This is a genomic window from Pseudonocardia sp. ICBG1293, assembly GCF_020131355.1.
Lineage (GTDB): Bacteria > Actinomycetota > Actinomycetes > Mycobacteriales > Pseudonocardiaceae > Pseudonocardia.
In genome coordinates this window covers 1-12,026 of record NZ_JAHLEL010000008.1, presented here as the reverse complement: position 1 = coordinate 12,026, position 12,026 = coordinate 1, and the positions used below count along the sequence as shown (strand labels likewise).

Annotated in this window: 14 protein-coding genes; 3 read left to right on the top strand and 11 right to left on the bottom strand. The window is 75.7% G+C overall.

Annotation, left to right across the window (positions count from 1 at the left end; translation table 11 throughout):
- Positions 1-91: 91 nt before the first annotated feature.
- The 9 genes from KPF47_RS04910 to KPF47_RS04870 form a co-directional block, all read right to left on the bottom strand.
- Positions 92-1,375: a geranylgeranyl reductase family protein gene (locus KPF47_RS04910; RefSeq protein WP_224387339.1), complete on the bottom strand. Its 1,284-nt coding sequence runs from the start codon at positions 1,373-1,375 to the stop codon at positions 92-94.
- 51 nt (positions 1,376-1,426) lie between these two features.
- Entirely contained in the window at positions 1,427-1,795 is a 369-nt protein-coding gene (locus tag KPF47_RS04905; protein ID WP_224387337.1) for a PH domain-containing protein, read from the bottom strand.
- A complete protein-coding gene (locus tag KPF47_RS04900) occupies positions 1,767-2,231 on the bottom strand; it encodes a hypothetical protein (RefSeq protein WP_224387335.1) in 465 nt (154 codons plus the stop codon). Before KPF47_RS04900 ends, KPF47_RS04905 begins: the two co-directional genes overlap by 29 nt.
- On the bottom strand, positions 2,215-3,471 hold the full coding sequence (locus KPF47_RS04895) for a molybdopterin-dependent oxidoreductase (RefSeq protein ID WP_224387333.1): 1,257 nt from the start codon (positions 3,469-3,471) through the stop codon (positions 2,215-2,217). The genes KPF47_RS04900 and KPF47_RS04895 overlap by 17 nt, the downstream gene beginning before the upstream one ends.
- On the bottom strand, positions 3,468-4,091 hold the full coding sequence (locus KPF47_RS04890; protein WP_224387331.1) for a methyltransferase domain-containing protein: 624 nt from the start codon (positions 4,089-4,091) through the stop codon (positions 3,468-3,470). Before KPF47_RS04890 ends, KPF47_RS04895 begins: the two co-directional genes overlap by 4 nt.
- A complete protein-coding gene (locus tag KPF47_RS04885) occupies positions 4,088-4,777 on the bottom strand; it encodes a DUF2064 domain-containing protein (protein ID WP_224387329.1) in 690 nt (229 codons plus the stop codon). The genes KPF47_RS04890 and KPF47_RS04885 overlap by 4 nt, the downstream gene beginning before the upstream one ends.
- Positions 4,774-5,421, bottom strand: coding sequence for a glycosyltransferase family 2 protein (locus tag KPF47_RS04880; RefSeq protein WP_224387327.1), 648 nt, complete (start codon positions 5,419-5,421; stop codon positions 4,774-4,776). Before KPF47_RS04880 ends, KPF47_RS04885 begins: the two co-directional genes overlap by 4 nt.
- A 78-nt stretch (positions 5,422-5,499) precedes the next feature.
- Complete coding sequence (locus KPF47_RS04875; RefSeq protein ID WP_224387324.1) at positions 5,500-6,558, bottom strand: NAD-dependent epimerase/dehydratase family protein; 1,059 nt, start codon at positions 6,556-6,558, stop codon at positions 5,500-5,502.
- Between the two features lie 11 nt (positions 6,559-6,569).
- A complete protein-coding gene (locus KPF47_RS04870; RefSeq protein WP_224387322.1) occupies positions 6,570-7,415 on the bottom strand; it encodes a nucleoside phosphorylase in 846 nt (281 codons plus the stop codon).
- A gap of 182 nt (positions 7,416-7,597) precedes the next feature.
- Here KPF47_RS04870 and KPF47_RS04865 point away from each other — a divergent pair, with 182 nt between their 5' ends.
- Complete coding sequence (locus KPF47_RS04865; protein WP_224387320.1) at positions 7,598-8,941, top strand: LCP family protein; 1,344 nt, start codon at positions 7,598-7,600, stop codon at positions 8,939-8,941.
- Between the two features lie 12 nt (positions 8,942-8,953).
- Here KPF47_RS04865 and KPF47_RS04860 read toward each other — a convergent pair whose 3' ends face one another.
- A complete protein-coding gene (locus tag KPF47_RS04860) occupies positions 8,954-9,985 on the bottom strand; it encodes a Ku protein (RefSeq protein ID WP_224387318.1) in 1,032 nt (343 codons plus the stop codon).
- A gap of 50 nt (positions 9,986-10,035) precedes the next feature.
- Between KPF47_RS04860 and ligD the strand changes: the two genes are divergently transcribed.
- Positions 10,036-10,959, top strand: a complete 924-nt coding sequence (gene ligD, locus KPF47_RS04855; RefSeq protein ID WP_224387590.1) for a non-homologous end-joining DNA ligase — start codon at positions 10,036-10,038, stop codon at positions 10,957-10,959.
- Positions 10,960-10,993: 34 nt separating this feature from the next.
- Entirely contained in the window at positions 10,994-11,635 is a 642-nt protein-coding gene (locus KPF47_RS04850) for a putative glycolipid-binding domain-containing protein (protein ID WP_224387316.1), read from the top strand.
- Here KPF47_RS04850 and KPF47_RS04845 read toward each other — a convergent pair.
- A partial coding sequence (locus KPF47_RS04845; protein WP_224387314.1) for a prephenate dehydrogenase dimerization domain-containing protein occupies positions 11,632-12,026 on the bottom strand: 395 nt, incomplete at its 5' end. The genes KPF47_RS04850 and KPF47_RS04845 overlap by 4 nt on opposite strands.

Here is a 12,026-nt window from a genome sequence, read left to right as displayed (position 1 = left end):
CGGAACTCCTGGCGGGGACCGTACCGTCCGGCACCGGTCACCCCGGTGGGCGGCGCGCTGCCACCACCCGGTGATCCTGCGACCGGAGGGGTCAGCGCACGGGGGCCGGTGTGCGCAGGTCGGCGGCGGGGAACGGGGGCCGGTCGTCCAGGCGGACCGACAGCTTCCCGGCGGCCCGCCAGGCGCGGGCGGTGAGGTCGCGGTCGGCGTCGGTGACGAGGTTGCCCATCACCCGCAGCGCGACCGTCATCAGCGCCTGCGAGCGCATCCCGATCGGCCCGGCCAGCGGCAGCAGCCGGGGGATCGTGATCAGCCCGGCGAGCCGCCGCGCGATCGAGAACGCCAGGCCGTAGTGCGAACGCAGGGTCGCGGGCCAGGCCCGGTCCAGGTCGGCACCGGAGGCGAGCAGCTCCGCGACCAGCCGGCCGGTCTCCAGGCCGTAGTCGATGCCCTCCCCGTTGAGCGGGTTCACGCAGCCCGCGGCGTCGCCGACCAGCGCCCAGTTCGGCCCGGCGACACCGGAGACGGCCCCGCCCATCGGCAGCAGTGCCGATCGCACGAGCTCCACCCGCCGGCCGAGCCCCCACTCGCCGCGACGGGCGTTCGCGTAGTGGTCGATCAGGCCGCGCAGCCTGATGTTGGCCGGCCGACGGTCGGTGGCCAGGGTGCCGACGCCGATGTTGACCCGGCCGTCGTTCAGCGGGAACAGCCAGCCGTACCCGGCCAGGACCTCGTCGGCCTCGCCGCGCAGCTCCAGGTGCGAGCTGATCCACGGGTCGTCGTGCCGGTCGGAGGTGATGTAGCCGCGGGCGGCGACGCCGTAGGCCGTGTCCTGGTGCCATTCGCGGCCCAGCACCCGTCCGAGCGTGGAGCGGGCCCCGTCGGCGACGACCAGCCTGCGGCACCGGACGGTGCGGCCGTCGTCGAACAGCACGGAGTCGACCCGGCCACCGGAGAACGTCACGTCGACGGCCTTGGCGCCCTCCATCGGGACCGCGCCCGCCTCGAGGGCGACCCGGCGGATGCCCGCGTCCAGCTCGGTGCGCGGGATCGCCGAGCCGTGCGCCGGCAGCGACCCACCCGGCCACGGCAGCTCCAGCACCTGGCCGAACCCGTGCGCGCGCAGACCCCGGTTGGTGCCGTGGCCCGCCACCCACTCACCCAGGCCGAGGTGACCCAGCTCGGCGATCGCCCGGGGGGTCAGGCCGTCGCCGCAGGCCTTGTCCCGCGGGAAGGTCGCGGAGTCGGCGAGCACGACGTCGAGTCCCTGCCGCGCCGCCCACGCCGCCGCCGCCGACCCCGCGGGCCCCGCCCCGACGACGAGCACGTCGGTGGGCTCCGGAGTGCTGGCGGGCGGGACGGTGCCGGTGCTCATGGCCCCAGTGTCGCAACCCGGCCGGGCGGCCGCCGCCGAGCGTGCCCCCGGTCACGGCCGGGTCAGGTACCGGAGGATGACGTCGTGGGCGTGGCGGGCCTTGTCGTCACCGCGGAAGGCGACCTCGTGCACGGCCGTCCCGACGGTGACCGCGATCCGGCCGGAGCTCGCGAACCGGCCCAGCACGTTCCGGTCGGCGACGAAGGAGACCGAGGAGATCCGGCCGTAGGGGATCGAGGTGATCGCCGTGCGCTTGCCGGCGAAGGAGTTGTCCTGCAGCACCACCCGCAGGTCGGTGAGGCCGAGGAACCCGGTGCCGACGCCGATCGCGTCGTACACGGCGATGATCCGCTCGCCCTCCAGCAGGCCCGCGGCCACCGTGTCGAGCTGGTCACGCTTGTCGAAGACGGGTTCGCCCATGGCCCGATACTGCCCGGCGGGCGAGCAGCGTCCGCACCGTCCAGACGACCGCGGAGACCGCGAACAGCACGACGGTCAGCCACACCCACCGCATCCGGTACGGCTCCTGGTCGAGCCCGGTCGCGTTCAGCGTGCTCCCCGCGCCCTGCCGGATGATCCCGGGCAGGAACATCAGCAGGGTCAGGCCGGAGCCGAGCGCCGGGATCCGCACGTGGTTGACCAGCGGTACCCGGGTGCGGGGCAGCACGATCAGCAGCAGCCGGTCCCCGGTGGCGTAGAGCGGGAACAGCACCAGGTCGTGCAGCAGGACCGCCCCGACGAACCACCAGGCCATCGTGACCAGGTCGGGGGATCCGCCGACGATCGCGTACACCGCCCACCCGGCGAGCGCGAAGCAGCCGAGGGCGGCGAGCAGACGGCTACCGAGGAGCAGCACGGGAGAACCCGATCGTCGCGACCCACTTGGTGTTGTGCACCCCGGGCAGCGCCGGGACGATCAGCCGCGCCGGGTACCCGTGGTCGGGGGAGAGCTCCGCGCCGTTGACCCGCAGCGCGAGCAGCGAGTCCGGGGACAGCGTCTGGGCCCGGTTCAGCAGCGACCGGGCGAACGGGCTCCCCACCTCGACCGACCGCACCTCGGCGGTCTCCGGGTCGGTCACCCCCGCGGCGCGGGCCAGGTCGGTGAGCCGTACACCCGTCCACACCTGGGAGGTCGACCAGCCCTCGACGCAGGCGATCGGCAGCTCCGCGGTGTGCTGCGGGAGCGCGGCCAGCGCCGCCCGGTCCAGCACCACCGGAGCCGCGCCCCCGCTCACGGTCAGCGTCCAGGCCTCGCCGACGGCGGCCGCGGCGATCCCGGACGCGACGAACGTGCGGTTGACCGGGAAGTCGTTCGGCCCGCCCCGCTCGGTGCTGTCGGGCGCCGTCGTCCGGCCCCGGGGCAGCAGCAGCGCCGTCGCCCGGAACCGGTCGGTGAACTGCCCGACGGTCAGCGCCGCGACGAACACCATCCCGCCGCCGACCAGCGCGATCGCGCCGCGCCGCGACATCGTCGGCGGGTCGGGGTCCGGTGCGACCAGCGGGTGCGCCGGCTCCGGACGGGTGGCGGCGAGCGGCGTCGTGACCTCGGTGCGCAGCGACCGGCTGCGCAGCGCGCGGACCATCGTCGGGAGCTTGGTGACCACGTGCAGCGCGAACGAGGCCAGGAACACCCAGGACGCGGCGTAGTGGCCGTCGTAGAAGGAGAAGCCGAACACGTAGTCGTACTGCACGTTCAGCAGGCCGGTGACGATCAGGAACAGGATCGAGCCGACCAGCAGCACCAGCGAGAGCCGTTCCAGGAGCTTCACCGGGTTGCGCTCGGGCGCGGTGAACAGCTTCGGGATGACCGACCACAGCTTCGCCAGGACCAGCGGTACCAGCACCATGCCGAGACCGACGTGCAGGCCCTCGGTGAGCCGGAACAGCCACGCCGGCGACGCGGGCCAGTCCCACCACGGCAGCTGGAGCCCGCCGACGGCGTCGGCGGCCGGGATGGCCTGCTCCCGGCCGTAGGCGAGCCGGTCGAGCAGCCCGGTGAACGCGACGACCGGCAGCCTCACCAGCAGCGGCAGCGCGAACATCGCGGTCAGCCAGGGGCCACGGATCGGGCTGCGCCACCGCACCACGCGTCTCACGGCCCGGTCAGCTCCAGGAACACCCGGGCGCCGAGGTGCACGTCGGTCACCCGCAGACCGGCGCACCCGGCGGTGACCGCGAGGGGGACCGCACCCTGCGCGGCCCACGGGATGGGTTCGCCCGCGCCGCCGGCGGACAGCACGCGCGCGGTGCCGCGCCAGGCGTGCTCGGGCCGCGGATCGGCCTCCACCAGCATCGTCCCGCCCCGGGCGAGCAGCCGGGCCGCCCTGGCGAGCAGCGCCGCCGGGTCGCCGCCGATGCCGAGGTTGCCGTCGGCGAGCAGCACGTGGGACCAGCTGCCCTCACCGGGCAACGGGCCGAACAGGTCCGCCTGCACCATGGCGACGTGGCGGCGGGCGCAGAGCAGCCGCGAGACCGGGGAGCCGTCGACGCCCAGCGCCGCGATCCCGCGCGCGGCGAGCGCGACGAGCAGCCGGCCGGGCCCGCACCCGAGGTCGACGGTGGGGCCGGCGCAGTGCCGCAGCAGCCAGTCGTCGCAGCCCCCCGCCGGGTCGGCCCAGCGGTCGACGTCCAGCGCGATCTCGGTGCCGTCGTCGCACAGCAGCCGGGAGGGGGCCCCGGAGAGCGGCATGTCGAACCCCGCGGCGGTCACGGTCACACCGACACCTCCGGACATCGGAGCGTCAGCTCGGCGTCGGCGCCCGCGAAGCGGCTCCCGGCCAGCCCGGCGGCGACGGCGACCGCCTCGGCGGCGGTGTCCACGTCGGTCAGCGGTTCGACGAGGACCACCCGCAGCCCGGCGGCCCACAGGGCGTCCAGGGTCCGCTCGCCGGTCTCGGCGGTCGACATCGGCACCTCGCGCAGCGCGACGGCGGCGAGCGGGTCGCGCAGACCGAGTACCCACCAGCCGCCGTCGGTGGCGGGACCGAGGACGGCGTCCACACCCGGCTCGGCGAGCCGGTCCGCGCAGCGGGACAGCAGCTCCGCCGAGGCCTGGGGGGTGTCCATACCGACCTGGAGGGTCGGCCGGCCGGGATGCAGCGCGGCGGCGTCGGCGTGCGCGGCGGCGATCCGCGCGGCCAGCCCGTCCCCCCACTGCGCGACGACGGCGAGCCCGTCCAGCGCGGCGTCCAGCTCGGCCGCGCCGCTGGCGGCGGCCCGGTCCCCGGTCATCGCGACCACGGTGTCGCCGGGCACCCCGGCGGCCGCGTCGAGGGTGTCGAGCAGCGCCGCCGAGGCGATCGCCGCGGCGAGCTCCGGTGTCGCGGGCGGGCACAGCCGGGTCTTGACCCGCCCCGGCACGGGGGCCTTGGCCAGGACGACGGTGGTGACGGGGGCGGTCATCGCAGCAGCCGGACCATGTCGCGCCCGGCGCGGACGGTGCCCTTCACCGAGCCGGAGACCTTGGACCGCCCGCCGGCACGCCGGGAGTAGGCGACCGGGATCTCGTCGAACCGCCAGCCCGCGCGGCCCGCCCGCAGCAGCAGCTCCAGCGGGTAGCCGAACGCCCGGTCCTCGACGCCGAGGTCCAGCAGCGCCTGCCGGCGCGCGACCCGGATCGGGGCGATGTCGTGCACGGGGACACCGCGGCCGCGCAGCATCCCGGCGATCACCGCGTTCGCCGCGCGGGCGTGCCACGGCCACACCCCGACGGTGTCCGGCACCCGTCGTCCGACGGCGATGTCGGCCCGGCCGGACGTGACGGTCTCGGCCATGCCGGGCAGCACGTCGGGGTCCAGCGACCCGTCGCCGTCCAGGAACGCCACGAGCTCCCCGGTAGCCGCCTCCAGCCCGGCGTGCACGGCCGCGCCGTAGCCGCGCCGCGGCTCGACGACGACCCGTGCCCCGTGCCCGCGCGCGACGGCCGCGGTGTCGTCGGTCGACCCGTTGTCGACGACGATCACCGGCCAGTCGTCGGGCATCCGCTTCAGGACATACGGAAGCGCCTCCGCCTCGTCGAGGCACGGCAGCACGATCTCCGGGTGCACGTCGCGATCTTCACCTCTCGGCCGGGTCTCCGCCCGCCGAATGCGGGAGGGTCCCGCCAGGGGTTCGGATCGCGTCCTTCAGCGGTTCGTGGTGATCGGCGAATGGAGGGGGTCGGTCGCGAACGCGGTCACCCCGTCGGTGAAGCTCGTCCGGGCGCGGAAGCCCAGCCGGGCCGCGGCGAAGGCCGGGTCGGCGACGACGTGGCGCACGTCGCCGGGGCGGGCGCCGCCGACGATCTCCGGCTCGGGGCCGTCCATCGCGCGGGCCAGCTCGGCCGCCAGGTCGCCGATGGTGTGCGGCTCGCCCGAGCAGACGTTCGCGGCGCCGAACCCGGTCGGCTCCGGGTCGGCGACGAGCGCGGCGGCGTTGGCCGCGGCGACGTCGGTGACGTGCACGAAGTCCCGCCGCTGCCGGCCGTCCTCCATGACCCGCGGTGCCTCGCCACGTTCCAGCGCGGACCGGAAGATCGACGCGACGCCCGCGTAGGGGGTGTCGCGGGGCATCCGCGGGCCGTAGACGTTGTGGTAGCGCAGCGACCACACGGTGCCGCCGGTCTGGCGGGCCCAGGCGCTCGCGAGGTGCTCCTGGGCGAGCTTGGTCGCGGCGTAGGTGCTGCGCGGGTCGACCGGCGCGGACTCCGGGACCAGACCGGACTCGAGGTCCTTGCCGCACTCCGGGCAGCGGGGCTCGTAGCGGCCCGCGTCGATGTCGTCGTGCGCACGCGGCCCGGGCCGGACGACGCCGTGGTCGGCGCAGTCGTAGCGGCCCTCCCCGTAGACGACCATCGACCCGGCCAGCACCAGCCGGTCGACCTTCGCCGCGTGCATCTGCGCCAGCAGCACCGCGGTGCCGAGGTCGTTGTGGGAGGCGTAGTCGGGCGCGTCGGCGGGGGAGACGCCGTGCCCGACCATCGCGGCCTGGTGGCAGACGGCGTCGACCCCGGGCAGGAGCCGGGAGAGGGTCTCGCCGTCGCGGACGTCGCCGCGGATCAGCTCGTGGCCGAGCTCCGGGGCCTCGCCGCCGTGGGCCTGCGGGAGCAGCGCGTCGAGCAGGACGACCTCGTGGCCGTCCGCGACGAACCGGTCGGCGACGTGGGACCCGATGAAGCCGGCACCGCCGGTGACGAGGACGCGCATGCCCGCAGACGCTAGGGCGTCCCGGCCCCGCCCGCCGGGTGCGCGGCGGGTCCCCCGCCCGCCCGGCCCGTCGGCCCGTGCCCGGCCGTGCGGTCCGCGTCCCAGACCTCGGCGGCGGCCAGGGCCAGGCCGAACAGGCCCGCCCGGGCCTCGCGGGCGTCGGTCCAGCCGCGGTGCTCCCACTCCGGCCCGGCGAGGGAGTCCGCGGCGAGGAACACCTGGCCGTAGCCGACCCCGGTCCGCCGGGCCGCCGCGACGAGCGCGGAGGCCTCCATGTCGACGACCGCGCAGCCCTCGTCGCGGCGCCGTGCGACCCGGGCCGGGGTCTCCCGGAACACCGCGTCGGTGGTCCAGCACCGCCCCACGACGTGCGGCACCCCGGCGTCGTCGAGCACCCGGACGAGCGCGTCGACCCCGTCCGGGTCGGCGTCGATCGTCCGCGACGGCGGCTGGTAGTGGAAGGAGGTGCCCTCGTCGCGCAGCGCGCTGCCCAGGACGACCGCGTGCCCCAGCGTCAGCTCGTGCCGCAGCGCCCCGGCGCCGCCGACGCCGACCACGGTGCGGACCCCCAGTGCCGCGAGGTGCTCCAGGAACATCGCCGCCAGCGGCGCGCCGACGCCCGGGTGCAGCACCGCCACCGGTGTCCCGCCGGGGCCGGTCGTGCGCCACACCGGGCTGCGGCCGAGCTCGCTGCGCAGCACGGTCACCGCCGTGGAGCGCGTCCCGAGGTCCTCGACGACCTCGGGGAACCAGCACAGCACCGCCGCGGTCGGCATGTCCGGGCGGTGCGGGGTGATCGCCGACGCCCGGATCACCCCGTCGGCGTCCAGGTCGTCCTCGTACAGCGGAAGGTCCATCGACGACGATCATGCCCTCCGGCTGCTCCCGGGGTCACCGTCGAGGTGCGGAGCGCTCCGGAGCCCCCCGGGAGCAGCGGTGCGGGGGACCGGCACGGCGTCCGGCCCGCTCGGTGCACCCCCGCCCAGTATCGTCGGCCACCGGTGCCCTGACCCCGGGCCGATCGGAGGGTGGGACAGGCATGGCCGGAGACTTCCGCGGCCCGCCCCCCGCGGGCGGGCGTCCGCCGCAGGGCGAGCCGCCGCGCGGCGGCCGGCCCGCGCGGCCCGGCAGTCCCGGCTGGACCCGCCAGCCCCGCGACCCGCTGCCCGGCCACGGGGGCCGTCCGCTCCCGCCGCCGTCACCGCCGCAGCAGCTGGCGGGCACCCCGCCGGGGCGCGGCGGGCGCGGACCGCTGCGCAGGCCGCCGCCCGGCCGTGCGGCCGCGCCGCCGCCACGGACCCGGGTCGCCCCGGTGCCGCCGCGCGGGTCCGCCCTGCCGCGTCCCGCCGGAGCGGGCGCCGGTGCGGCCGGGGCCGGTGTGCATCCCGCGTCGCAGGCGCCCCGTGACGGCCGGGTCACCCGCGGCCCGTCGATGCCGGACTGGCGCCGGGTCCGCCGGGCAGGCCGTGGGCGCTGGAAGGCGGTGCTGATTCTGCTGCTGGTCGCGTTCGTCGGGTTCGGCGTCTACCTGGACCAGAACATGACCCGGGTGCAGGCGCTGCCCGCGGACTCCTCGGCGTCGTCGTCGGGGACGAACTACCTGATCGTGGGCTCGGACAGCCGCGACGGGCTCTCCGCGGAGGACGAGGAGCGCCTCGCCACCGGCGACGCGGCGGGCCAGCGCACCGACACGATCATGCTGCTGCACACCGGCAGCTCCGGCAGCGTGCTGGTCTCCATCCCGCGCGACTCGTACCTCCCGATTCCCGGACGGGGCAGCAACAAGGTCAACGCGGCGTTCGCGTTCGGTGGTCCGGAGCTGCTCGTGCAGACCGTGGAGGGCGCCACCGGCCTGCGGATCGACCACTACGTCGAGGTCGGCTTCGGAGGGTTCGTCGGCGCGGTCGACGCCGTCGGCGGGGTGGACATGTGCGTCCCCCGCGCGATCGACGACCCGAAGGCCGGGCTGGACATCCAGGCCGGCTGCCAGGAGCTCGACGGGACGACCGCGCTCGGCTACGTCCGCACCCGCGCGACGCCCGGATCGGACTTCGACCGGGTCCAGCGGCAGCGCGAGTTCCTGTCCGCGCTGCTCGGGAAGGCGACGAGCCCGCTCACCCTGGTCAACCCGTTCCGGATGGTCCCGCTGGCGTCCGCGGTGACCGGCACGATCAGCGTCGACGACTCCGACCACATCTGGAACCTGGCCGGCCTGGCCTGGGGCATGAGGGGCGTCTCCGGCGGTGAGGGGGTGCAGACGACCGTCCCGATCGGTGGCAGCGCGGGCGGGTCGAACCTGCGCTGGGACCGGTCGCGGGCCCAGGCGCTGTTCGGTGCCCTGCAGAACGACCAGGCCCCGCCGGAGTCCAGTTTCGGACCCTGAGCGGGGCGCCGCTCAGGCGCTCTTCCTCGTCGACCGGCGACGGGTGGCCGGCTTGGCGGGCTTCGCGTCGTCGGTGCCGGTGGCGGCGTCGTCCTTCTCCGCCGTCGTCGAGCGGGTGGACGACCGCCGGGCCGGGGTCTTCTTCTCGCCGGAGCCGGAGCCGGAGCCGGAGCCGGAGCCGGAGCCGGAGCCGGACTTCGCGGACGACGAGCGGGAGGACCGGGAACGCGACGACCCGGACGCGCCCCCCGAGCCCGACGTCGTCGACCGGGCCGCGTCCACGCTGGCCTGCAGCGCCGAGAGCAGGTCGCTCATCGAGTCCCCGCCGTCGTCGGCGGCCTCCGCGGCGGGTGCCGGGCGGGCGTCGCCGTCGGACTTCTTGGCCTCGATCAGGTCGGCCATGGCGTCGCGGTACTCGTCGTGGAACTCCGACGGGTCGAAGTCCGCGCCCATGCTCTCGACCAGCGACGAGGCCATCTTCAGTTCCTGCGGCTTGAGGTCGACGTCGTTGTCCAGGATGTCGAAGTCCGGTTCGCGGATCTCGTCCTGCCAGATGAGGGTCTGCAGCACGATCGCCTTGCCGCGCACCCGCAGCAGCGCGAGCGTCTCACGCTGACGCAGCGCCACCTTCACCACCGCGGTGCGGTCGGTCTCCTCCAGCGCCTCGCGCAGCAGGGCGTAGGGCTTGGCGGCCTTGGTCTCCGGCTCGAGGTAGTAGCTCTTGTCGAACAGCATCGGGTCGATCTGGTCGTTCGGCACGAACTCGATCACGTCGATCTCGTGCCCGGTCCGCACCGGCAGCGACGCGAGGTCGCCGTCGTCGAGGGTGATCAGCTCGCCGTCGGGGGTCTCGAAGCCCTTCACGATGTCGGCGTAGGTGACCTCCTCGCCGCACACCTCGCAGGTCCGCTTGTAGCGGATGCGCCCGCCGTCCTCGCCGTGCACCTGATGGAACCGCACGTCGTGGTTCGACGTGGCCGAGTAGACCTTGATCGGCACACTGACCAGCCCGAACGAGACGGCACCGCTCCAGATCGCCCGCATGTGGTCCCCCCTCGCGCGAGTCGCGGTGACAGCATGACGGTGTGCAGCCCATGCTCGCCACCCCCGGACCGCTCCCGACCGGTGCCGGCTGGTCCTACGAGGTCAAGTGGGACGGCATGCGCGTGCTGGCCGACGTCACCGAGGGCGCCGGCGGGCCGGCACTGCGACTGCGTACCCGCTCCGGCCGTGAAGTCACCGCGAACTTCCCGGAACTGTCCGATCTGGTGGACCTGGCCCCGGACGTGCTGCTCGACGGCGAGGTGGTGCTGCTCGACGGCGGCGTCCCCAGTTTCGCCGCGCTCGCCCACCGGATCCACGGGCCCGCGGGCGGCCGCCCGGTCACGTTCATGGTGTTCGACGTGCTGCGGCTCTACGGGGTGCCGCTGCTGGACCGCCCGCTCTCCGAGCGCCGGGCGACCCTGGAGCGGCTCGACCTCGCCACCACCGCGCACGTCGAGACCTCGCCGCGCTACCCCGACGGGGCCGCGCTGCTGGAGGTGACGGCGTCGCGCGGGCTGGAGGGCGTCGTCGCCAAGCGGGAGGCCTCGCGGTACCGGCCCGGACGACGCAGCCCGGACTGGGTGAAGATCGCCCACCGGCACTCCCAGTCCTGCGTGGTCGGCGGGTGGAAGCCCGAGCGCGGCGGGGGACCGGGGGGCGCGGGGCGGATCGGCGCGCTGCTGCTCGGCGTCCCCGGTCCGGACGGGCTGGAGTTCGCCGGGCGGGTCGGGTCCGGGCTGGCCGGGACGGCGGTGCAGGAGCTGCTCACCGCCCGGCTGACCGCGGCACCGGGATCCCCGTTCGCGCAGGTCCTGCCCCGGGTGGACGCCACGGGTGCGCACTGGTGCTCCCCGGCGGTCGTCGTCGAGGTCGCCCACCTCGGGTGGACGGCGGCGGGCCGGCTGCGGCAGCCGGTGTTCCGCGGCATCCGCGACGACGTCGACGCCGACGACGTGCGTCGCGAACCGGGCTGACCACCCGCCATCATCACCCGTTCGGGTGGCACCGGTGACGGTGTGGTTCGGTGTGCGCGACATCGACGACCCGGAGGTGACGCGCGTGGCGGTCATGCTGACCTGGCGGTCCGACCCCGAGACCGACGGCGCCGCGGGCATGGAGTCGGCGCGCGTCACGTCCCACGGCGGTGGCTTCCGCGCCGTCGGCCGGATCATCCGCGGTGGCGCGGGCGGGGTGCTGACGGCGTCCTACCGGCTCGTCGTCGCCGGTGACGGGACGCTGTCGCGGCTCGCCGTGGACGTCGCCACCGCCGAGGGGGAGCAGCAGCTCACGCTGTCGCGCAGCACCGACGGCGTCTGGCTCGTCGACGACGGCTCCGGCGGCAGCCGCGGCCACTTCGGCGGCGCCCGCGACGTCGACCTGGCCTTCAGCCCGGTCTTCAACGCGCTGCCGGTCCGCCGCCTCGCGCTGCACCGCGAGCCCGCCGAGCACGTGCTGCCGATGGTGTTCGTCGACCTGCCGACGCTGACCGTCGAGAACACCGAGCAGACCTACCGGACGGTGTCGGCGGGTGCCCCCGGGACGCCCGCCGTGGTCGGCTTCGCCGCCGGGTCGTTCACCGCCGAGATCACCGTCGACGACGACGGCTTCGTCCTCGGCTACCCGGGCATCGCCTCCCGGGTGACGCTCTAGCGCTTCACCGGCTCGACGACGTCGCCGCGGCGGCCCAGCTCGCGCAGCTCGGCGAAGACGTCCGGGGCGCCGAGATCGACCGGTACCTCCAGCGGCTCGCGGGTGGAGGCCCAGCGCATCCGTGCCTCGTGCCCGGAGCGCACGGTCGCGGCCAGCCCCCCGGTCGAGGCGAGCGCCCCGCGCATCGCGCCGAGCCGGCCCAGGGCGTCGTCGACGGCGGCGAGCAGCGCGCCGCGGTTCCCCTCGCACATCGCGAGCACCAGCTCGGGCCGGGTGCCCGCGACCCGGGTGCCGTCGGCGAACGAGCTCGCCGACAGGGTGAGGGCCAGGTCGTCGCCCTGCTCCCCGGCGCCGACCGAGGCGAGCACCGCGGCGAACAGGTGCGGCAGGT